Genomic DNA, 22,506 nt, shown 5'->3' with positions numbered 1-22,506 from the left:
GTAAGCGAACAAAGTGATCGAAGCAATCTCGTCATTATGACAAGACGATTTCATGAACGAAGTGAATAATCCTTTTATTGAAGCCGATTGCTTTGCAAAGATGAGATGAGGTTATCTATTATGCAAGCTTAAAGAATACTACACTAAGATACATATTTACCAACATATTATCGAAACATTGCTTAAGAAGATCTTAAAAGTTATTTTACAATAACAAATTTTTTCTTTACTGTATATCTTCCATCACTAATTACAATATTGTATATACCGGCAGCAATATCATTTGTAGATAATTTCAATCCACCTAAAGCATTCTCATCAATATTTATCTTACCTTGCTTAATTATCCTCCCCATAACATCAACTATGGCATAGTCTAACTTTGTATTGGGATAGCCAATAAGTGTAATGTTTAGATTTTCGTTATTTATATCGTTAAATACATTAAACTGCTGTACAGAAGATTGCAAATCAGGTAACACAACTCTAACTTCAGAATAAGTTACTTTTCCATCAAAATCGATTTGTTTTAATCTGTAATATGTAGTTTGTGTAATTGGTTCATTATCGTTAAACGTATACCGTTGAATTGTATTAGAATTTCCTGCTCCTTTAATAGTTCCAATGGGCTTGTATATTATTGCATCAGTTGATTTCATAATTGTAAAATAATCATTATTAATTTCTGATGCTGTTTCCCAATACAATGTTGTAAATTGTCCTATGAGTTTCACATTAAAATCAAGCAATTCAATCGGCAATACAATAGAGCAATCCATGGCACCACCTTCAGTAAAGTTCCATATCAAGTCAAAACCATTAGCGCCGGGCGACCAGTTATTTACCATTAAGTAATAAGATTCACCAGCATTTACAGGTATCCCTTGCACCCAACTATCGCCTGTTACATCTTCAGAATAATCAGTTGAAGTACTATTCATTCCTGTATTTGTAGGCCAATATGAGGCATCACATGGAACACATCCTGCACCTCCACAATCTACTCCGATTTCATCTGCATCTTTAACTCCATTTGAACAATGTGTTCCATCAGAAATAAAAATTGCATAATCTTCAATCTCACCATTAGCATAGCTAATACAAGCATCTGTGTTTGGAACAGCACCACTTCTAGTTGTATAAACTCTGAATGCAGTTTTTCCAGGTCTTGCAGTTACTGGGACTGTTATTGATGTTGATAAAGTAGTATTATTCCCACTTCCAAGAGAGTAATACTCACCTGAGTCAAATTGTAAATTTTTATTCCAATCAAACCAAGCAACAACATACATTGATGTTCCGGCAACAGTAACTTGAAGATTATAGGCACTTCCGGCTGTTACAGTAGAACTAATCGAAGTTGTGTAATTTGCATAAAAATCATTGTAGTAAGTTGAAGTATTGTCAATAGTATTAAACCTTACTCTTGAAATATAATATGAAGCTCCTGAAGAAACTGGCTGACAATATTGAGGTGTCATAGCATAAGTACAACGAACAGGATTTCCAAGATTTGCACAGCTGCTTGCCTGATATAATGCCATATCATAATCTTCAAAAAAATCTTCAGGTTTAATATCAAGGTACAATCGTCCGCTGTTAGTAATTTCAAAATAATACCAGTTAGAATAATTTTCACTTAAATTACAACCTCCGCAAGTAGAAGTAATACCTGGTCCTGGACTTGCTGAATTTACGTTCGTTGCTCCACAAATAGAAGTTGCTGAAATACAATCATTATTTGTTGGTGAAGCTGCACAATCCACACATGATAATGAAATATTCCAGCCAGGACGAGTAATAGTATTATCGCTATAAAATTGAAATGTTAAACAACCGCTTGTGTTTGATGCTGTGAAAGGATTTGAGAATGTTCCTAATAAACTATTTGTAGATGCTAATGTTTTACAGCCTGCCCATAGAATGGGGCTTCCCTGAGTGGGACCATTTCTTACAATTAAATAATCATAGCAACTTGTTCCATTTTCTTCAATATCCATACTGTTAAAGGTTGCTCTAATGCATTTTCCTGTAGCATCAGGGCAAAACGTTCTATATATTGAGTTTATATTTAGAGAATAATTAGCAGCCCCTCCATCATCTGTATATGTACCTGTACAAGTATTAACCATACATGAACCTAAATAAGTTCCCTGCAAACCTTCAGTAGGATGATAATAAGTCCCAGGTGTTTCCGGACATTTTATATAAAAAGTATGGGTAGAAGAAGAAGCATCTTCATCGTCAACTAAAATATAATAAGTAACTCCAGCTGTCCAATTAAAAGGACCAAAAGTACCTGGTGCATTTGGTCTTGCCATACAAGTCCAACCTGTAGACTGACATGTTCCGGTCTGATATGCATATGTCATATAGGATGAAGCGGAAGTAACTACAATATAATACGCAGCAGTAGTTGTTGGTGTAAATGAAAATATTTTTTCAGCGCCCGGAGTTCCCGAACCACATTCCTGATTATTCCAATTCCCAGAACCGCCACCAGAAGTAACCGTTGTAGATGTACCACATGATGCAATATTTGTAACACTACCACATGCACCTATTCCCGGATCATAAGCACAGATATAAAAAGAACCGTTATTATCATTTCCATATTCCCAAACACGAATATAAATGGTTGTTCCAGAAGATAAGCCACTTTTGTCTATCATTGCCATTAAACCATTATTACTATCATCATCGTCACATTCAACTAACGATAATGAACCACAGGTACCGGTATAAATTGCCATTCCAGCATCGGTTACAACATTATCATCCATATCTAAAATTATATGTCCCGAAGCAGGCACTGTCGCTTTAAACCAAACATCTCCTCCTAAATAATTTGCGCACCCTGGTGCTGGAACACCCGAAGTTGCAGTTGCATTAGCATTGGTATATGAACTAAACGAACAACTGGCTCCAACTGTTAGAGTTATAGCTCCTGTGCAATCATCATTTGAAGGTCCTGCAGCAGCACTATTTACAATGATAGAATATTCTGCACTACTCGAACTAGAATAATTATCTACTACAAGATAATAAGTGGTTCCAGCTACTAACGAAACTGTTCTATCGCCATAATCCCAACAAGAGCCTGTAATGTTGGTTCCAGTATTTCCACAAGAACTCATTAAAAAGAAATCAGGATCACCTGATGTTGCAGTCCCCGAAAAGGTATAATTTCCAGTAGAAGAAGGGGTAAATGAATACACCCCTTCATCGCCAGATTCAGTATAAGAGCAATCGGTATATGTTGACCAATCACTACCTGAAGCAGCTAGAGTACCTGTATATGTTACCCCTAAAGTCATAGCAGTTATACTCGCACAAGGATCAGCTTTAGTGCTTTTTTCTATTGTAATATTAAAATCATTTTTATCATTTGCTAAATGCTCATTCAAAGCAAATGAGCTATTTTTATCTGAAATATTTTTATTATCACTTGATAAACGTAAAATTAAAGTTTGTAATTTTTCAATCTTTCTATCTATTTCGCTTGTATTTTCACCCTTTAATTCCAATTTATTTTTTTCGTCTTTTAATTCGATTATCATTTTTTTATACTGAGCGATGCGTTCCTGTGAAGTTTTCTCATGATTTAAAGCAACCGAAGTCTCAGTTGATACAGGTTCCTCACAATCCTGATTTTCATTTTTTTTATTTTCAACATTGGTTTCTGGTCTATAAACTTTGTCAATACGATGGATTTGTTCAATTTTATCGTTTGGTTGCATAGAAGGTCTTTTGGAATTATCTATATGTGAAGGAGTGGTTAAAACTGATTTAACAACGCTATCCGTTGTGTTTGTTTGACTTTTAGAAATGTAAAACACAAATATAAAAAGTCCTAATATAATAATTTTAAGCATATTTTTTCGATTTGGTATTCAATTATACGAACTATTTATGAGATAGTTTGTCTTTTGCTTTATTTTTTTGACGAATTGATAAAATTAAGTGATTGAATGGGACATTAAATTCTCATCATTTTTCTGCATTATTTCAACACTTCACTTTTCCGTCATTAGTTGTTTGGTCGCTTAGTTTAATCAAACAACTTATTTCGAATACCAACTTGCATACATAGAGTAGCTTTGTGCAATTCGTTCTACCTGTCCCTTAAGCAACTCGGGGCTAATTTCCTTAATTTTTTTTGCTGGTGAACCGGCATAAACACTTCCTTCTTCGACTACGGTACCTTCGAGTAAAAGCGAACCGGCAGCTATAAGGCTATTACGATGAATCACACAATTGTCGAGAATAATAGCTCCAATGCCAATAAGCACATTATCGTGAATAGTACAACCATGGACCACTGCTGCATGTGCTATAGAAACATTGTTGCCTATATTGGTTGGCGATTTTTGATAGGTACAATGAATAATGGCTCCATCTTGAATGTTACAATTATTGCCTATTCGAATATAATGCACATCGCCACGAATAACAGCATTAAACCAAATACTACAATTATTGCCTAAAACAACGTCACCTATTATAGAAGCATTGGGAGCTAAAAAACAATTTTCACCTATAATAGGAGTTTTATCTCTAACCGATACAATAATTGCCATAATTATTCACTTAACCGTTTAATTTCTTCTTGCAACTGATGAATTACAAAATCTAAAATAGCTTTAGCATTAGCTAAAAGTTTAGGAATACGATCGGTTTGTTCATTATTTTTGGATAAATAATAAATTTGTTGTATTAATTCTTCTACTTGCTTCATAGAAAGATATGCTAACGATGGCTTCATTTTATGAGCAATGCCAGCAACGTTTTGCCAATCTTTATTAAGAACATATTCTTCGAGTTGAGTTAATTCTATATGGGTTTTTTCAATAAAGACTTGTAACATTTTAATAATAGCGTTTTTTTGATTTTTTGTAATGTTATATAATAAATCAAGATTATAAAATTTATCGACATTCGACTTTGAAATATCAAATTCTAAAATTCTGTTGTCTTTAATAGCTTGAGCTTTGGCTAAACCAATATGATGCATTATTTTGCTGTATAGCAATTGCGATTTAAAGGGCTTAGAAATGGTATCGTTTACACCTGCTTCGAGATATTTTTGATGTTCGTTTATATATGCATTAGCCGTTATAGCAATAATAGGGGTGTCGCATACAGGCTTATTAAGCTTAGTTCGTATATATTTTGTAGCCGCAATGCCATCCATAATGGGCATATATATATCCATTAAAATAACATCATATTGTTGGTTAATTATTTTATCAATTAGTTGTTGACCATTATCAACGCAGTCAACTTTAAAACCAAAATCTTCGAGCATGTTTTTTACAACCATCTGGTTAAAAGGCTGATCTTCTGCAACAATAACCCTAACTTGCTCACGCACAGAAGTATTAGAACTAAATGCATCTTCTGATTGTCCAATCTGTAATTCGTGTATTTGACCAATATTTAATAGCAATTCGAATGACATGGTTGTGCCTCGGTGTAATTCGCTTGAAATGTTAAGTTCTCCTCCCATTAAAGCTATCAAATTGTAAGCAATAATAAGACCTAACCCGAAATCGCCATTATTGGGACGTGCAACAGGACTTTTTTGTTTACAAGCTTCTAAAATACTTTTAACAGTTTCGGTCGTCATACCACGTCCTGTGTCACGAACCACAAATTGAATCCTTACTCCATTTTCATAATAATGAGTAGGGTTAATGTGTAATTCAATTTTGCCATTATCAGTAAATTTAACTGCATTATCGACCAAATTTTGAAGTATCTGTGATAATCGCAACGAATCGCCTTTAAGAACTAAGTCCTGACCGTAAGAAACATAATCGCATATGATTTCTAAACCTTTATTATATGCTTTGTAATACTGTTGGTTAATAACTTGAATAATGGTATCTTTAAGGCTAAATGTTTTCGTTTCAAGTGTCATTTCACCTTTTTCAATTATTGAAATATCGAGCAATTGATTAGCAATGAGCATAAGTTGTTCAGCCGATCGAGTTATAATATTTAAATAATTAAACTGATTTTTGTTTAAATCGGTTTTGAGCAACAATTCGGTCATTCCTAAAACTGAACTTAATGGAATGCGTAAGCTATAACTTAAATTTGTTAAGAATGCGGTTTTGGCATTATTGGCAATTTCGGCTTTTTTCTTTTCAATGGCAATCGCTTCTTGAGCCTCTTTTCTATCTTTTAAATCTCGGATATTCCACAAAAACATGTTTCTTCCATTCCAAACAACTTTTGACACAATTGATTCGGCAGGTATAATCTCACGATTTGAATTAAGTAAAGGATATAATATCAATTTACTTTCTTTTGAAATTATTTCATTCAAAAGTTTTTTTATATCGAACGCTAATTCGTCTGGAAATAACTGACTAATTTCTAATGTATAAAGCTCTTCGTCTAAATATCCTGTTTTACTCGGAAGGAGTTGATTAAAATATATAATTTTCCCATCTTTATTGGTAATAATTAAAATATCGTGCATATTTTGAAAAATACGCTCAAAACTTTGTTGCTTTTCAGTAATCTCATTTTCGAATTCTATACGACCAATAACTCCTCCTATCTTATAACTTGCATTTTCTACTGCTTTTAATAAAAAAGGGTTCGCTTCATCTTTACCTAAAAGAATTAAGGCTCCAATAATATCGCCATTGAGGCGTACAGGTGAAAGAATGAACCATGTTGCATTAATATTAAAAGATTGAATATGAAAATAATCGTAATCGGAAGGTAATTTTATAAATTTGGTTTCACCCGTATAAACAAGTGCATTTTCTGGACTTAACGATGCATATGAGTGTTTATGTTTTTTAGGCTCTTCGTTAAAATTAATTGATTTTTCGAGCATTAACGAGCCATCGTTTTGAATAGAATAAAACGCCCCTCCTAATATGTTTTCGAACGATGTAAAATGTTTAATGACAATAGCAAAGGCAGTTTCTAAAGGCATTGCCACAGATAAATCTTGTGCTATCGTATTTTGAATATCGAAAAGCTTAGCTAATGTATTACAATCGTGAATATGAGTTGATTCCATATAAATTTATTTGTGCCAAATTACAAAATAAATATTTAAAAAAAAATTTTTGACAAAGAAATTATTTAAAATTTACTAATCGTTTTAAGCTAAAAAATTGCACAATCAATATTTATAAAATGCCAATGTTTAAATTAATATTGGGCTTATTATTAAATTGAACTTTTTACTAATCTACAAAAGTGACTAAACTATTTATCATTACGTCTTGTCCATATGGTCGATCTTCCAAAAATAGGCGAACCAATATAACCTCTTAATTCGAGCGTATTCTTATCTTTTAACATTATTTTAGCCTTGTAAGTATTACCTGTTTGAGCGTCATAAACAATACCATTTACCCATTCTCCATCTTGAAATTCAAAGCCAGCAACAAATACTAAACCCATAATGGGTCTTGATCGGAGTTCTGGTTTTGGATTTTTCTTATCAACAACGGGCTTACCATTTTCTAAAGGTTTTTCTAACCATATTATTTTGCCAGCATATTTATTATCATTAGTTTTAAAAATTTGTACAACGGCTTCTTTTTTTTCTGTCATCCATTTTCCTAAAATATCATCGGATTTAACTTGAGCAAAGTTAACCTTAAATAAAAATAAAAGCATCATACTGCTTATCCATGAAAAACTTTTAAAATCCATATTCTTTATAGTTTTTAGAAAATTCTTCTTTACAAAATTTTGAATTTACCTCAATTGACTCAAAAAAATATTCTTCCCAAAGACCTTTTGTATCATAAACCTGAATCTTACGTGGCAACATTAATTTTTTGTCAATATAAATTATAATTTTTTGAGCATAATCATTGGGTATTTTAATCACTTGCCCTGGTGTTAGTTTTTTAAAAATGTTTTCAATTGACGGATTTAGTTCTAAGATACTAAAATCGCAAATATTTAACTTAAGGGCTAATTCTTGTGGTGTTGTTGGCTGTTGAATTTTAAAATTAATTATTTTGTAATAAGGATTGATTATTTCGAGCTTGTAACAATCATATTCCTGTAATTTTGCATTCATATCAAGCGAAACTATCTTATCCCAATTTATAGAATATTTATCCTTTAAAACACATAATATTTTTTTAAAATAATCGAAACCAGCATGATAAAGATTATGGTGACGTGTATCTCTAAGTTGTGCACCAAAGGGACTTAACTTTAAAGTTGGAATCATCCATTCATTTGCATTAACCCAAGCCATCGGATATATTTCAGAATTCACTAAAACTTCAGCACCAGAGTTAGGTATTAGTTGTTTATAATAATATAAAATGGGGTTTCTCGAAATTTTGTAAATCCCTTTATCTGTTTTATAGTTGTTAAAAAAACGTTCGCGCGATATTATTACCAAACGCAGCGTATTAGCAGATTCGATATTTTTAAATGTTTTATCTAATATTTCATCTACCGTTTGAGAAAACGACAAATGAAATACTAACAGCATTAAAATCAATATAGAAAATTTTCTAACCAAAAATTAATATTTTCAAAACTCAAACATAACAATAATTTATTATTTCAAAAAATATTTTTATATTTAAAAATTCATTGTTTTAAAACATTTTCTTCTTATTGTTTTTTAAGGTAATTTAACTTCATGTTTCCAAAAAAAGATTAAATTTGCAAAAATTTTAAAAACCGCTATGGGATATATTAAATTTGACAAAACTCAACTCATAAATTTTGAATATTCACTCAAGCGTGAAGTTCTTAGGTCTAATAGAGCAGGTTCATACGCTTATACAACATTAATAGGTTGCAACACGCGTAAATATCACGGTTTATTAGCATGTCCCATAGAACACTTAGATGGTGGAACACACTTATTACTTTCTTCGCTTGATGAAACCATTATACAACACAACAGCTCTTTTAACTTAGGTATTCATCGCTACCAAGGTGGAGTATATGAGCCAAAAGGACATAAATATATTCGCGATTTTGACTTAGAGCCCAACATGAATCTTATTTACAGAGTAGGTGGCGTTGTCCTAAAAAAAGAACTCATATTAGTAACCACCGAAGAACGAATACTCATTCGTTATACTTTGCTCGATGCTCACTCGCCCACCAAAATACGTTTTAAACCTTTTTTAGCGTTTAGAAACATTCACAATTTAAGCAAAGCAAATTTAGATGTTAACAGTAAATATAATGAAGTTGACAATGGTATTAAAATAAAACTATACAACGGTTACCCATCGCTCTATTTACAATTTTCCAAAAAAGTTGATTATGTTCATGTCCCCGATTGGTATTACAATATCGAATATATCGAAGAAAGGGACCGCGGTTACGACTATCACGAAGACTTATTTGTTCCAGGCTATTTCGAAATGCCCATTCGAAAAGGTGAAGTTATTGTTTTTTCAGCAGGCACTTCACCTGCGGTAACTCGTTCCTTAAACCGTCAATTCGATAAAGAAATAAAATGCAGAATTAATCGAGCTAATTTCGAAAATTGTTTAATCAATGCTGCCCAGCAATTTATTGTATATAAAGAAAAACGCACCGAAATTATTGCAGGTTTTCCTTGGTTTGGTTCGTGGGGACGCGATACCTTTATAGCACTTCCGGGTCTCACTTTATCGCAAGGACAAACAGATGTGTTTCGAGATGTTTTGAACACCATGATTAGCGAAATGAAAGGTCCTTTCTTCCCCAATGCAGGAACTGGCGACAATGCATGTTACAACAGTGTTGATGCCCCACTCTGGTTTTTTTGGGCCTTACAACAATATTGCGAATTTGCACATTGCTATAAACGTGCCTGGAAAGAATATGGTAAAGTTATAAAAAAAATACTAACTGCCTTTCGCGAAGGCACGGAGTTTAATATCAAAATGCACGAAAATGGTTTACTTTGGCAAGGCAAACCAGGTATGGCACTTACATGGATGGATGCCATTGTTGAAGGCAAACCTGTAACTCCAAGAATCGGTTTTGCTGTTGAGATTAATGCACTTTGGTATAACGCCATTATGTATAGCTTAACACTTGCCAAAATAGCTCAAGACAGAAAATTCATATTAGAATGGATTGACATTCCTGATAAAATCAAGCAATCATTCCACGAAATGTTTTACGATAATACACGTGGCTATTTAGCCGATGTAGTTACCTATGAATACAAAGATTGGAGTGTTCGTCCCAATCAGGTGTTTGCCACATCGCTTCCTTACAGTCCTATCGACGATCCGCAGATAAAACGCAATATTCTTGAAACCGTTCAACGTGAACTATTAACACCTAAAGGATTGCGAACATTATCGCCTAATCATCCCGACTATAAAGGTTTTTATGGCGGAAACCAAGCAGAGCGAGATAGAGCTTACCATCAAGGTACGGTCTGGCCTTGGTTATTAGGAGCATTTGCTGAAGGAATGTTTAGAATACATGGAAAGTCTGCATTATCGCTTATTGAACGCTTATATCAAGGATTTGAAGAAGAAATGGTTGTACATGGTATTGGCACTATAAGTGAAATATACGACGGCGACCCACCACACAATCCTAATGGAGCTGTTTCGCAAGCATGGAGCGTTGCCGAACTACTTCGTATTAAAATGATGATTGACCAATTTAAAGATGAATAAATATACACAAAACCCAAAGCTATGAAAGTACTAATGTTTGGATGGGAATTCCCACCTCATATCACCGGAGGTCTTGGCACCGCTTGTTACGGACTTGTTAAAGGATTAGCAAAGCAAAACATAAATGTTATTTTTATTGTCCCCCGCTTATTTGGCGGAGAAGATCATAAACATGCTTATCTTTTAAGCGCTAGCGATGTTGAAATTAATGAACGAAACTTCAACTACGAAGAATATTGGAACAATGTAAAATACTATGAAATAGGTAGTAGTCTTATTCCTTATGTTGGTCCAGAAGATTTTTTAAAACTCATTGGCGAAGAAACTACCGTCAATACTCATTTTGATGAAAAAGTATTTAGAGCAAAATATCAATTTTCGGGAAAATATGGCGAAAGCCTCTATGCCGAAGTTAGTCGATATGCCCTTATTGCATCTGTTTTAGCTAAAGAACACCCACACGATGTAATTCACGCACACGATTGGCTCACATATCCGGCTGGAATGGCAGCTAAAAAAGTATCTGGCAAACCATTGGTAGTTCATGTACACGCCACCGAATTCGATCGAAGCGGTGAAAACATTAACCAATATGTTTACGATATTGAGCGAAAAGGGATGGAAGCAGCCGACAGAGTCATAACTGTAAGTAATCTTACTCGTCAATACGTAATAGAACGATATGGTATTCCAGCTGAAAAAGTATTTACAGTTCATAACGCCGTTGAACCCGTCAACATCAACGAAATAAATCAAAATAAAGGATTCCCTGAAAAACTTGTTACTTTTTTAGGAAGAATTACCTTTCAAAAAGGTCCTGATTATTTTGTAGAAGCAGCTTATAAAGTATTTCAACGCGACCCTAATATCCGATTTGTAATGGCGGGTAGCGGCGATATGTTAAATCGAATGGTTCGACGTGTTGCATATTATAGAATGGGTCACAAATTTCAATTTGCAGGCTTTTTAAAAGGCGAAGAAGTATATCGATTATTTAGCATAAGCGATGTTTATGTCATGCCTTCGGTAAGCGAACCCTTTGGAATATCACCCCTCGAAGCTATGCGATCCAACGTTCCGGTTATCATCTCTAAACAAAGTGGAGTATCTGAAGTGTTGCGATACGCTTTAAAAGTTGACTTCTGGGATGTCGATGCCCTTGCCGATGCTATTTATGGATTAACCCATTACGAAGGCATTTCAAAAATGTTCCGTAAATATGGACGTGAAGAAGTAGATAATCTTAAATGGGATAATAGTGCCCAAAAAATAATCGAAATTTATAACTCTATCAATTAAAATTCACATGATAAATAAGCATAAACATAATAGTTCGTTATTATTCATAATGGAGATAAAATATCTGTTTAATTTTTACTTTCACATTTTTTCATTAACCAAAAAAATAAATAAAAAATGAGAGCAATTTGTTTTTATTTTCAAGTACACCAACCTTTTCGCTTACGTCGTTATCGTTTTTTTGAAATAGGCAATAACCATTATTACTTTGACGATTTTGCTAACCAAAGCATTATGCGTAAAGTAGCAGAAAAATGCTATTTGCCAACCAATCAGCTTATGTACGACTTAATTCAAGAATATGGAACGCGTTTTAAAATAGCATATTCTATTAGCGGTACAGCCTTAGACCAATTTGAACGTTATGCTCCTGATGTACTCGAAAGTTTTAGACGCTTAGTAGCTACTGGATGTGTTGAAATACTTGGTGAAACATATTCGCATAGCTTATCTGCTCTTCGTGATAAAGAAGAATTTTTTAATCAAGTTCGTTTACACTCTGAAAAAGTAGAACGTTTATTCGGTGTTAAACCAACATCGTTTAGAAACACGGAGCTTATTTATAGCGACCAAATAGGCCAAATGGTTTATGAACTTGGCTTTAAAGGTCAACTTACCGAAGGCGCCAAACATATACTGGGCTGGAAGTCGCCCAATTATTTGTATTGCAACGCACTAGAACCTCGCCTTAAACTTTTATTAAAAAACTATCAACTAAGCGACGACATTGCTTTTAGATTCTCTAATAAAGCATGGACCGAATGGCCTTTGACAACAGAAAAATACGTATCTTGGCTTAATGCAATTGATAGTCGTCAGGAAATTGTAAACTTATTTATGGATTATGAAACTTTTGGCGAACATCAATGGGCCGAAACCGGAATATTTGAATTTATGAGACATCTCCCAAAGGCTGTTTTTGCTCATTCGAACTATCAATTCATAACCCCAAGCGAAGCGTTTGATTTATTAGATCCTGTAGCTCCCATACATGTCCCCTATCCCATATCGTGGGCAGATGAAGAACGCGATTTAACTGCTTGGCTTGGCAATGAACTCCAAGACGACGCCTTTAATGCACTCTATAAACTTTTACCCAAAGTTCGACAAAGCCAAAATCCACAAATATATAACGACTGGCTATATTTACAAACCAGCGACCATTTCTATTATATGTGTACAAAATGGTTTAGCGATGGCGATGTACATAAATACTTTAATCATTATGATACACCCTATGAAGCATACATTAATTATATGAATGTTATAAGTGACTTTGAAATTCGCATTAACCAAATTACAGGACAAAACGAAACACTAATTAAACCTCTTGAAAAAGAAAAATCTAAATTTAAACCTTCTATCATTGTTCAACCAGGTACAGAGCTTGTTTATCCCGAAGAATTCGATACTCCAACTACTAAACGTAAAACCACTAAACGCAAGACAACACAAGCAAAGAAAAAAAAAAGCACTACACGCAAAAAAACAAAAACAAGCAAAACGTCTAGTAAAAAGAAATAAGCCTAAATTGTAAATTGTTTATTAGCTTCATAAATCAATACTTTCAAAAGTTATATAAATATTTCACAAATTTCATCTAACTTTGTAGGTTAAAACACAAAAGCACCACAATGGAATCAAATACTTGTTATTCACGCGGTTGTATCCTTAAAAAAAATGGCGAAGAAACCACCTGCTCATTGCTGCACAATTGTGCTAAACTTGACGTTTATAATTATTTGGAAGACATTCCGACTTCGCCATTTATACCCGATTTTGTAGAAATACGTTTTAAAAACTCCCGTAAAGATATTTTTCATAATGCCAATAAAATACCGCTAAAAAAAGGTGATATTGTTGCTGTAGAAGCTCAAATTGGGCACGATATAGGTATTGTAAACGCATTAGGCGAAATTGTTTACGAACAAATGCGAGTAAAAGAAATAGCTCACGATAACGTGCAGAAAAAAATTTACCGCAAAGCTAAGCCTGCTGACTTAGAAAAGTGGTATCAAGCCATATCACTCGAACACTCAACCATGATTCGCTCTCGACAAATAGCCCGTTCATTAGGCCTCGACATGAAAATAGGTGATGTTGAATACCAAGGCGATAAATCGAAAGCTATATTTTACTATATAGCCGACGATAGAGTCGATTTCCGCGAACTCATTAAAGTACTTGCTGCCGAATTCAGAGTTAAAATTGAAATGAAGCAAATAGGCGCTCGCCAAGAAGCAGGCCGCATTGGCGGCATTGGCTCGTGTGGTCGAGAACTTTGTTGCTCAACGTGGATGAGCGATTTTGTTTCGGTACCAACTACTGCTGCTCGCTTGCAAGAACTCACTCCCAACCCACAAAAATTAACAGGCCAATGCAGTAAGCTTAAATGTTGCTTAAATTATGAACTCGATGTATATGTCGATGCCCGAAAATATTTTCCCGAAACTTACGAAACACTCTATATAATGGATGGCGAATTATATTGCCAAAAAATTGACATATTTAGAGCGATGTTTTGGTATTCCAAATCGAAAGAAACAATGTCAGATCTTCTGGCACTTTCGCTCGAACAAGTAAAAAGCATTATTGCACAAAACGATAAAGGTATAAAACCCGATATCAATAACTTTTTTACAAAAGAAATTACACCCCAAACCACATCGATTGACTTTACATCTGAACTAAACAACGAAAGTGCAGATAGATTTGAAAAGAAAAAAAATAGCAAAAAAAAGCAGAAAAAATTTGGAAATAAAAATTAAAAACTATACCTTTGCACTCCCAATTTAAGGGTTAATACAATGGCCCGTTCGTCTAGGGGTTAGGACGCAAGATTTTCATTCTTGAAACAGGGGTTCGATTCCCCTACGGGCTGCAACAAAAAAAAAAACAAAAATGGCAAATCATAAATCATCCGAAAAACGTATTCGTCAAAGCGAAGCTCGTCGTATTGAAAATCGTTATTATGCAAAAACAACCCGTAATGCGATAAAAAAATTACGCAACACTAAAGACAAAAAAGAAGCCTTAGAACTATTGCCCAAAGTAGTTTCTATGCTCGACAAACTTGCTAAAAAACATGTTATTCATAAAAATAAAGCTTCTAACTTAAAATCAGGACTTGCAAAGCACGTTCAAAGTTTAGCCTAAGCTTTTCCGTTAAAATTGATATATATTAAAAAAGTCTTCCTAAATTTGGGAGGCTTTTTTATTTTATATATGGATAAATTAAATAATTCTATTAAAAATTGGGCAGAAGAAGATCGTCCACGCGAAAAACTCCTAAAAAAAGGAGTTAGAGCATTAAGCAATGCCGAACTAATCGCTATTTTATTAAGAACGGGAACAGCCAATGCAAATGCGATTGAAGTTGCAAGAAATTTGTTAAAAACAGCCAACGAAGACCTAAATATATTAGCTCAATTTGATATAAATAAATTAAAATCTATCAATGGGCTTGGATTTGCTAAGGCTGTTACAATAAAAGCAGCATTAGAACTTGGTAATAGACGTCAACTTCAAACATCTTTACAACTTCCAAGTTTTTCGTCAAGCAAAGAAGTTTATACCTTTTTTAAATCGATTATTGGCGATAGCACTCAAGAAGAATCATGGTATATTACCCTAAACAATGCAAATAAACTTAAAGGTTATTATTCACTGAGTAAAGGAGGAAAAACAGGCACCGTCATAGATATAAAGCTTATTTTGAAACAAGCCATTATTGACGAAGCAAGTGCTATTATCTTAGCCCATAACCATCCATCGGGCAATTTAAAACCTAGTGATCAAGATATACAAATTACCGATAAACTCAACAAAGCTTCTGAAATAATGCAAATAAAATTACTCGACCATTTAATTATTACCCAAATAGATTATTTTAGCTTTGCCGATAACGGAATGATATAATGTTGCTAATTTATACTCACCATATTACCCCACGCTTAACTTTTATAGTTGAATATCTATTTTTAGATGTTGCTAAAGTTCATTTTAAACTAACAGAAAATAAACTCGAATACGAAGCCTATCAAGGACCTAAAATATCTTATACTCAACAAATCGAACTTCAAGGAGCTTGGCTTTATGCTTCGAATTTATTATTCGAAACTAACTTAAATCATGTATTACCATCAACTGCCGAAACCATTTGGGGTAAAGCATTATTTAAAAGTCCTTCCCCTCAATCATTAGCACCTTTCGATGTCTTTGCTGCCTGCTTTTGGCTTGTTAGTCGCTACGAAGAATATACTATTGAGCAAAAAGACAAGCATGACCGATTCGATTATCATTATTCTTGGTTATTTAAAAATAAACTACTTCAAACACCACTAGTAAATTTATGGACCGATAAACTTTTAAATCAATTAAAATGGTTATTTCCAAACCTTGAAATTGCTAAATCAAAATACCATTCTATTTTTACTTTCGATATAGACAATTTATTTGCTTTTAAAGGCAAAAAGCTTATTCACTCTGTACTTGCCATTGGAAATGCTATTATAAAAAAACGCTTTGATTTAGTAACCCTTCGATGGCAATACTTAACAAAAAAAATAAAAGACCCCTACGATACATACACATATATCATAAATCAATGCGCTAAATTTCAACATAAACCTATTTTCTTTATTTTAACAGGAAAAACATCGCAATACGATCGGAACTTAAAGAGTAAACACCCATTATTTATTAAAACCGTTAAAGAATTAAATTCGTCGTCTATGATAGGTTTACACCTTTCGTATAACTCAGAATTAAAAAAAACTATAAAACTAGAAAAAGAAACACTTGAACATATTATCAATAAAAAGATTGAACATAATCGATTTCACTTTTTACGCTTTAATATTCCGTACTCATATGTTAGCCTATCTGAAAACAATATTTTATACGACTTTTCAATGGGATATACTCAGGCAGATGGCTATAGAGCAGGCACCTGTACTCCATTTTACTTTTTTGACCTTATTAACAATACTAAAACAAATGTCAAAATTTATCCATTTCCTTTTATGGATAGAACTTGGCTTATCAATAAACTTTCGCCTGAGTCTGCTTTAATTAAATCAATTCATTATATCGAAGAAATAAAAAAATATAATGGTACTTTTGTTTCGCTGTGGCATAACGAAACATTACAAGACAATATTTATGGGCAGCCTTGGAAAGAAATCTTTGAAAAAATATTAGATGCTGCAAAATGATGAAACTAATCCACCTTAAACATAACGAAATAGATAAAGTCCAATGGGAAAAAAGCATTCTCCATGCCGTAAATGGTAACCTATATGCATTTGCTTGGTATCTCGATATTGTAAGTCCTAATTGGGAAGCTTTGGTAAGTGATCATTACGAAATCGTAATTCCACTTCCGATAAAAAAAATATTTGGAACTAAAATAATTATTCAACCCCTTTTTGCTCAACAATTAGGATTCTTTTCGATCAATGTTAAATACCTTTCAAATATTGAAGATTATGTTAAACAAGTAGCAACCTTGTATCCTTATTGCAATATAAATACAAACAAACTCAATCTTATCGAATCTATTCACGACAATAACATCGTTATTCATCATAAAATAAACTATGAGTTAGACTTAATTGCTACCTATTCTTACATTTATAATAAATATCACACCAATACAAAACGTAATTTAGTAAAAGCTCAACAACATAATCTTCGGTTAAAAATTAACACTATTAGTGCTCAAACTTTTGTTCATTTTATACGTAAAAATGTTGGCATTAAAGTTCCACAATTAAAAAAACACGACTATAACAAGATGTTGCAAATAATTAGTAATGCAATAAAATACAAATTTGGCGAAATTTATGAAGTTTATGATGAAAATAATGAACTTATAGCCGCAACATTTTTTATTTTTTCTCATCAAAAAGCTTATTATTTATTTGCAGCGAGTTCTCCAACTGGGAAAGAAAAAAGAGCAATGTTTTATTTAATTGATCAATTTATAAAAAGATATGCTGAAAAAAACGTAATTTTGGACTTTGAAGGCTCCATGATTCCTGGATTAGCAAGATATTACGAAAGCTTTGGTGCAGTTGCAGGTAAATACCAGCAAATTATTTTAAATCGTTTACCATTTTATTTACGTTGGCTAAAACCTTAATATAATGAATACCCATATACTTGGAAAAGAAAATAGTCTGCTTAATCAATTTGTAGCAGAACTTAGAGACGAAAATATTCAAACTGATAGTATGCGTTTTAGACGAAACCTTGAACGTATTGGTGAAATTTTTGCTTATGAGATAAGTAAAACGTTGAACTACGAAGAAAAACAAGTAGTTACACCATTAGGCATTTCAACGGTTTCGGTACCTTCCGAAAAACCTGTATTAGCAACTATTTTAAGGGCTGGGCTTCCACTACATCAAGGACTTTTAAATTATTATGACACAGCCGATAATTCGTTTATTAGTGCTTTCAGAAAATACAGTAAAGACGGAACATTTCGCATCGAATTAGAATATATTTCTTGTCCTAACTTAGATCAACGTACACTTATTTTATGCGATCCAATGTTAGCAACAGGCTCTTCTATTATTTTAGCTTACAAAGCTTTATTAACCAACGGAATGCCGAAGCACATGCATATAGTTACAGTGGTTGCTAGTAAAGAAGGCATTAAAAACTTACAAAAAAATCTTGATACTCGAAATATAACAATTTGGGCAGCTGCTGTTGACGAAGAACTAACTGTAAAATCATATATTGTACCTGGCATTGGCGATGCGGGCGACCTTGCATATGGAAGTAAAATTTAGCTATGATTGCCAAAATAATATCACTTTTACTTGTAAGTGGAATCAAATTTATATTTGCCTTTCCTATTGCTATTAAATTACATTTTACATGTATTCAAACCATTATTTTAACTTCGACGGGTGGAATTGCTGGTATTATTTTCTTTTCATTCTTTTGGGAGCATGTCATTACGCTTTACTTTTGGCTTATACATAAATATTTGCATAAATATCCAAAAATAAGAGCACGTTTAAGAGAAATAAAATATTGGTTTGTAAAACCTAAAGACAAAAGAAATATCCCTTTTCGTCGAAAACGTCGTTATGTTTTTCTAAAGCAGAACGCAGGAATTCTTGGCATTGCATTATTAACACCTATTTTGCTCTCAATACCTTTAGGCACATTTTTAGCCGTTCGCTTTTATGGTCGAAGTGTTAAAATCATATTGATATTAAGTTCAACGGTTGTTTTTTGGTCTACAATAATAAGTTGCCTTATTTATTTTACAACGTTTCGATATTAACCTCCAAAATCGTCAAAGGCGATCATTTCTTTGGGCACACCGAGTTCGTCAAGCATTTTTTGCACAGCTGCATTCATTTGAGGAGGTCCACATAAATAATATTCAATATCTTCGGGAGCTTCGTGTTTACTCAAATATTGATCGTATATAACTTGATGAATAAATCCTGTTAAACCTGTCCAATTATCTTCGGGCTTTGGTTCAGATAAGGCAATAGTAAATTTAAAATTAGGGAATTGTTTTTCTATTTCACGGAAGTGCTCTTCGTAAAATATTTCGCGTTTTGATCGTGCCCCATACCAAAAAGTTGCTTTACGTGTTGTTTTCTTGGTTAAAAACTGATCGAATATATGCGAACGCATAGGTGCCATCCCTGCCCCACCTCCAATAAACATCATTTCGCGTTGAGTATCCTTAATAAAAAATTCACCATAAGGACCGCTTATCATCACTTTATCGCCAGGTTTTCGGCTAAAAATAAATGAACTGCAAACACCTGGATTTACATTTAAGAAAGCATTACTTTTTTTATCCCACGGTGGTGTAGCTATACGAACATTTAACATAATAATGTTATTTTCTGCAGGATGGTTTGCCATCGAATAAGCTCTAAAAGTTTCTTCTTTATTCACCATCTTTAATCGCCACATGTTGTATTTATCCCATTCATCGCGATATTCGGGTTCTACATCGATATCTTTGCTAAAATCAACTTCGCATTTAGGAACATCGATCTGAATATATCCTCCCGAACGAAAATTAAGTTGCTCTCCTTCAGGCAATTTAACAACAAATTCTTTAATAAAAGTAGCTACATTTTTATTAGAAATCACTTCACATTCCCATTTCTTTATACCCAAAACTTCTTCGGGTACATGTATCTTCATATCGGTTCTTACCTTAACCTGACAACCCAAACGCCAATTTTGCTGTATTTGTTTTCGTGTAAAAAATCCGACCTCAGTTGGTAATATCTCTCCACCTCCTTCTATTACTTGGCATTTACACATTCCACAAGAGCCACCACCGCCACAAGCCGAAGGAAGAAAAATCTTGTTATTCGAGAGAGTCGATAAAAGTGAATTACCTGCTGTTGTTTCAATTTCTTTTTCTTCATTTATGGTTATTTTAACTGGACCCGATTGAGTCAATTTAGATTTGGCATACAATAACATTAAGACCAATGCAATGATAACAATAAGAAAAGCAATGGTTCCAATAATCAGCGTTAATGTTAAACTTTCAAGTAATATCATAGTTGTTGTTATTTTATAATTGAATACCCATAAAACTCATAAAAGCAATAGCCATTAGTCCGGTAAGTATAAATGTAATACCTATACCACGTAATGGTGCTGGCACATTCGAATAACGCATTTTTTCGCGAATAGCGGCTAATGCAATAATCGCTAACCACCAGCCAATACCAGAACCCAAAGCAAATGCAAAAACATCGCTAATAGAAGTGTATTCGCGTTCTTGCATAAAGAGTGATACCCCTAAAATAGCACAGTTAACAGCTATAAGTGGCAAGAAAATACCCAAAGCATTGTATAACGATGGCGAATATTTTTCAACCACCATTTCTACCAACTGAGTCATTGCTGCAATGGTAGCAATAAAAATTATAAAGCTTAAATAGCTTAAATCTACCGAAGCATAGCTTGGATCAAGCCAAGATAAAGCCCCTTCTTTTAACACATAAGTATATAAAAGATAATTGAGAGGGGCTGTGATAATAAGCACAAATGTAACCGCAATACCCAACCCCATACTTGTTTTGACAGTCTTTGAAACAGCCAAATACGAACACATGCCTAAGAAAAAGGCAAAAATCATGTTGTCAATAAAAATCGACTTTACCAGTATATTAAAAAAATGTTCCATAGCTCAAATTATTTTTCGATTAGAGATTTTTTCCAACTTCGATGAATCCAAATAATAACACCAATAGTAACAAGTGCCATTGGTGGTAATATCATTAAACCGTTGTTTTCGTATCCTGCTTGATAAAATGAATCGGGTATAACACTCATACCAAGTATTTTCCCTGAACCCAACAATTCTCTAAAAAAAGCAACTATGACCAGTATCATACCATAACCAATACCATTTCCAATTCCATCAACAAACGAAGGCCAAGGTTTATTCGCCATAGCATAGGCTTCTAAACGCCCCATTAAAATACAGTTAGTAATAATAAGACCAACAAAAACAGAAAGCTTTTTACTTACATCGTAAACATAAGCTTTTAAGGCCTGATCTACAATTATAACCAAGGTAGCAATTACTACCAATTGTACAATAATACGTATGCGCGATGGTATTGAATTTCGCATTATCGATATAATTAGATTAGAAAAACCGGTTACAATCGTTACCGACAATGCCATAATAAGAGCAGGCTTTAGCTGAACCGTTACCGCCAAAGATGAGCAGATACCTAAAATTTGTACGGTTATTGGATTATTTAAATTTAATGGACCTAAAAATGTCTTAGCAATTTTAGCTGAGAACAAAGGTTCTTTTTCTTTTATGTTGCTCATAATTCCTAATTTTTTTGTTTCAAAAAGTTTTCATAAGGTTTTAATTCATCCATTAACATTTTGGTCAAACCATTGCTTGTAATGGTTCCACCCGAAATAGCATCAACACCGTGAACATCGTTTTTATCAGCACCTCCTTTAACGGCTTTAATCGAAACAAAGGTTCCGTTATCATCAAAAAGTTTTTTGCCGGCAAACTGAGCTTGAAAAGCTGTAGTTGCTATTTCGGCTCCTAAACCAGGGGTTTCCCCTTTATGGTCGAAGAAAGAACCATAAACGGTGTTTTTGTCATCATTAACGGAAATATATCCCCAAATAGGCCCCCATAAACCTTTACCATAAGTTGGAAGAATATATTTCGTTTCACCTTTATCGGTTTTACAAATGTATATCGGCAATTTTCTTTTATCGGCTGGCACCTTACTTTCTTGTTCAACATTAATATCAAAGGCTTTTAAATTGGGTTGTTCGTTGCCATTAACATCTATAACCTTTTGGTCAACAATGTATTTATTGAACAATTCTTCGGCATTTTTAGTAGTAGATAAAATGTTTACAGAAGCAAGTATATTTTGCATTTTCTCTACTTTAATATTGTATTGTTGTTTGGGTTTTAAACCAATAGCAACAACTGTTAATAAAATGGCAACAATAATTACCTTTACGGTCGAGTAAATAAAAATATATCTATTGCTATGCATAATATTTAGTT

At 33.4% G+C, this 22,506-nt stretch carries 19 protein-coding genes and 1 tRNA gene; 11 read left to right on the top strand and 9 right to left on the bottom strand.

Annotation, left to right across the window (positions count from 1 at the left end):
• Window positions 1-200 precede the first annotated feature (200 nt).
• The 5 genes from HPY79_06955 to HPY79_06935 form a co-directional block, all read right to left on the bottom strand.
• Entirely contained in the window at window positions 201-3,875 is a 3,675-nt protein-coding gene (locus tag HPY79_06955; protein NSW45533.1) for a hypothetical protein, read from the bottom strand.
• 189 nt (window positions 3,876-4,064) lie between these two features.
• The gene (locus tag HPY79_06950) at window positions 4,065-4,580 is read right to left on the bottom strand and encodes a gamma carbonic anhydrase family protein (protein NSW45532.1); all 516 of its coding nucleotides are present in this window, start codon (window positions 4,578-4,580) and stop codon (window positions 4,065-4,067) included.
• A 2-nt stretch (window positions 4,581-4,582) separates the two neighbouring features.
• The gene (locus tag HPY79_06945) at window positions 4,583-7,045 is read right to left on the bottom strand and encodes a response regulator (protein ID NSW45531.1); all 2,463 of its coding nucleotides are present in this window, start codon (window positions 7,043-7,045) and stop codon (window positions 4,583-4,585) included.
• A 191-nt stretch (window positions 7,046-7,236) separates the two neighbouring features.
• Window positions 7,237-7,656, bottom strand: coding sequence for a DUF2147 domain-containing protein (locus HPY79_06940; GenBank protein ID NSW45530.1), 420 nt, complete (start codon window positions 7,654-7,656; stop codon window positions 7,237-7,239).
• Between the two features lie 22 nt (window positions 7,657-7,678).
• Window positions 7,679-8,491 (bottom strand): DUF1571 domain-containing protein, encoded by an 813-nt coding sequence (locus tag HPY79_06935; protein NSW45529.1) that lies wholly within the window; start codon window positions 8,489-8,491, stop codon window positions 7,679-7,681.
• A gap of 199 nt (window positions 8,492-8,690) precedes the next feature.
• On the opposite strand from HPY79_06935, the gene HPY79_06930 reads away from it, so the two are divergent.
• The 11 genes from HPY79_06930 to HPY79_06880 all read left to right on the top strand — a co-directional run bounded on the left by HPY79_06930 (window position 8,691) and on the right by HPY79_06880 (window position 19,248).
• A complete protein-coding gene (locus HPY79_06930) occupies window positions 8,691-10,643 on the top strand; it encodes a glycogen debranching enzyme N-terminal domain-containing protein (protein ID NSW45528.1) in 1,953 nt (650 codons plus the stop codon).
• Window positions 10,644-10,664: 21 nt separating this feature from the next.
• Complete coding sequence (locus HPY79_06925; protein ID NSW45527.1) at window positions 10,665-11,942, top strand: glycosyltransferase family 4 protein; 1,278 nt, start codon at window positions 10,665-10,667, stop codon at window positions 11,940-11,942.
• 117 nt (window positions 11,943-12,059) lie between these two features.
• A complete protein-coding gene (locus tag HPY79_06920) occupies window positions 12,060-13,466 on the top strand; it encodes an alpha-amylase (protein ID NSW45526.1) in 1,407 nt (468 codons plus the stop codon).
• A 110-nt stretch (window positions 13,467-13,576) separates the two neighbouring features.
• Complete coding sequence (locus HPY79_06915) at window positions 13,577-14,710, top strand: hypothetical protein (GenBank protein ID NSW45525.1); 1,134 nt, start codon at window positions 13,577-13,579, stop codon at window positions 14,708-14,710.
• Window positions 14,711-14,751: 41 nt separating this feature from the next.
• A tRNA-Glu gene (locus tag HPY79_06910) sits at window positions 14,752-14,823 on the top strand.
• 20 nt (window positions 14,824-14,843) lie between these two features.
• Window positions 14,844-15,098 (top strand): 30S ribosomal protein S20, encoded by a 255-nt coding sequence (locus HPY79_06905; GenBank protein ID NSW45524.1) that lies wholly within the window; start codon window positions 14,844-14,846, stop codon window positions 15,096-15,098.
• 69 nt (window positions 15,099-15,167) lie between these two features.
• The gene (gene radC, locus HPY79_06900) at window positions 15,168-15,860 is read left to right on the top strand and encodes a DNA repair protein RadC (protein ID NSW45523.1); all 693 of its coding nucleotides are present in this window, start codon (window positions 15,168-15,170) and stop codon (window positions 15,858-15,860) included.
• The gene (locus HPY79_06895; protein NSW45522.1) at window positions 15,860-17,158 is read left to right on the top strand and encodes a hypothetical protein; all 1,299 of its coding nucleotides are present in this window, start codon (window positions 15,860-15,862) and stop codon (window positions 17,156-17,158) included. The genes radC and HPY79_06895 overlap by 1 nt, the downstream gene beginning before the upstream one ends.
• A complete protein-coding gene (locus HPY79_06890; protein ID NSW45521.1) occupies window positions 17,155-18,087 on the top strand; it encodes a hypothetical protein in 933 nt (310 codons plus the stop codon). Before HPY79_06895 ends, HPY79_06890 begins: the two co-directional genes overlap by 4 nt.
• Window positions 18,088-18,091: 4 nt before the next feature.
• Window positions 18,092-18,745, top strand: a complete 654-nt coding sequence (upp, locus tag HPY79_06885) for a uracil phosphoribosyltransferase (GenBank protein ID NSW45520.1) — start codon at window positions 18,092-18,094, stop codon at window positions 18,743-18,745.
• Between the two features lie 2 nt (window positions 18,746-18,747).
• Window positions 18,748-19,248, top strand: coding sequence for a hypothetical protein (locus HPY79_06880; protein NSW45519.1), 501 nt, complete (start codon window positions 18,748-18,750; stop codon window positions 19,246-19,248).
• Here the strand turns inward: HPY79_06880 and HPY79_06875 are convergent.
• From HPY79_06875 to nqrC, 4 genes are read right to left on the bottom strand one after another with little or no spacing between them, the layout of a single operon-like run.
• The gene (locus HPY79_06875) at window positions 19,245-20,504 is read right to left on the bottom strand and encodes an NADH:ubiquinone reductase (Na(+)-transporting) subunit F (GenBank protein NSW45518.1); all 1,260 of its coding nucleotides are present in this window, start codon (window positions 20,502-20,504) and stop codon (window positions 19,245-19,247) included. The genes HPY79_06880 and HPY79_06875 overlap by 4 nt on opposite strands.
• 13 nt (window positions 20,505-20,517) lie before the next feature.
• Window positions 20,518-21,135: an NADH:ubiquinone reductase (Na(+)-transporting) subunit E gene (gene nqrE / locus HPY79_06870; protein NSW45517.1), complete on the bottom strand. Its 618-nt coding sequence runs from the start codon at window positions 21,133-21,135 to the stop codon at window positions 20,518-20,520.
• 8 nt (window positions 21,136-21,143) lie between these two features.
• On the bottom strand, window positions 21,144-21,794 hold the full coding sequence (locus HPY79_06865; GenBank protein ID NSW45516.1) for an NADH:ubiquinone reductase (Na(+)-transporting) subunit D: 651 nt from the start codon (window positions 21,792-21,794) through the stop codon (window positions 21,144-21,146).
• 5 nt (window positions 21,795-21,799) lie between these two features.
• The gene (gene nqrC, locus HPY79_06860; GenBank protein ID NSW45515.1) at window positions 21,800-22,495 is read right to left on the bottom strand and encodes an NADH:ubiquinone reductase (Na(+)-transporting) subunit C; all 696 of its coding nucleotides are present in this window, start codon (window positions 22,493-22,495) and stop codon (window positions 21,800-21,802) included.
• Between the last annotated feature and the right edge of the window lie 11 nt (window positions 22,496-22,506).

This window comes from Bacteroidales bacterium (assembly GCA_013314715.1).
Lineage (GTDB): Bacteria > Bacteroidota > Bacteroidia > Bacteroidales > GWA2-32-17 > Ch61.
Note: the sequence above shows the minus strand (reverse complement) of the source record. Positions and strands in the feature narration are given on the sequence as shown.

What these genes read in the sequence shown, in the direction of transcription:
- HPY79_06890 (NSW45521.1), top strand. Translation starts at nt 17,155, where the DNA reads ATGATGAAACTAATCCACCTTAAACATAACGAAATAGATAAAGTCCAA.
- HPY79_06955 (NSW45533.1), bottom strand. Translation starts at nt 3,875, where the DNA reads ATGCTTAAAATTATTATATTAGGACTTTTTATATTTGTGTTTTACATT.
- HPY79_06920 (NSW45526.1), top strand. Translation starts at nt 12,060, where the DNA reads ATGAGAGCAATTTGTTTTTATTTTCAAGTACACCAACCTTTTCGCTTA.
- HPY79_06945 (NSW45531.1), bottom strand. Translation starts at nt 7,045, where the DNA reads ATGGAATCAACTCATATTCACGATTGTAATACATTAGCTAAGCTTTTC.
- HPY79_06925 (NSW45527.1), top strand. Translation starts at nt 10,665, where the DNA reads ATGAAAGTACTAATGTTTGGATGGGAATTCCCACCTCATATCACCGGA.
- HPY79_06930 (NSW45528.1), top strand. Translation starts at nt 8,691, where the DNA reads ATGGGATATATTAAATTTGACAAAACTCAACTCATAAATTTTGAATAT.
- HPY79_06915 (NSW45525.1), top strand. Translation starts at nt 13,577, where the DNA reads ATGGAATCAAATACTTGTTATTCACGCGGTTGTATCCTTAAAAAAAAT.
- nqrE (NSW45517.1), bottom strand. Translation starts at nt 21,135, where the DNA reads ATGGAACATTTTTTTAATATACTGGTAAAGTCGATTTTTATTGACAAC.
- upp (NSW45520.1), top strand. Translation starts at nt 18,092, where the DNA reads ATGAATACCCATATACTTGGAAAAGAAAATAGTCTGCTTAATCAATTT.
- nqrC (NSW45515.1), bottom strand. Translation starts at nt 22,495, where the DNA reads ATGCATAGCAATAGATATATTTTTATTTACTCGACCGTAAAGGTAATT.
- HPY79_06895 (NSW45522.1), top strand. Translation starts at nt 15,860, where the DNA reads ATGTTGCTAATTTATACTCACCATATTACCCCACGCTTAACTTTTATA.
- HPY79_06905 (NSW45524.1), top strand. Translation starts at nt 14,844, where the DNA reads ATGGCAAATCATAAATCATCCGAAAAACGTATTCGTCAAAGCGAAGCT.
- HPY79_06875 (NSW45518.1), bottom strand. Translation starts at nt 20,504, where the DNA reads ATGATATTACTTGAAAGTTTAACATTAACGCTGATTATTGGAACCATT.
- radC (NSW45523.1), top strand. Translation starts at nt 15,168, where the DNA reads ATGGATAAATTAAATAATTCTATTAAAAATTGGGCAGAAGAAGATCGT.
- HPY79_06865 (NSW45516.1), bottom strand. Translation starts at nt 21,794, where the DNA reads ATGAGCAACATAAAAGAAAAAGAACCTTTGTTCTCAGCTAAAATTGCT.
- HPY79_06935 (NSW45529.1), bottom strand. Translation starts at nt 8,491, where the DNA reads ATGCTGTTAGTATTTCATTTGTCGTTTTCTCAAACGGTAGATGAAATA.
- HPY79_06950 (NSW45532.1), bottom strand. Translation starts at nt 4,580, where the DNA reads ATGGCAATTATTGTATCGGTTAGAGATAAAACTCCTATTATAGGTGAA.
- HPY79_06880 (NSW45519.1), top strand. Translation starts at nt 18,748, where the DNA reads ATGATTGCCAAAATAATATCACTTTTACTTGTAAGTGGAATCAAATTT.
- HPY79_06940 (NSW45530.1), bottom strand. Translation starts at nt 7,656, where the DNA reads ATGATGCTTTTATTTTTATTTAAGGTTAACTTTGCTCAAGTTAAATCC.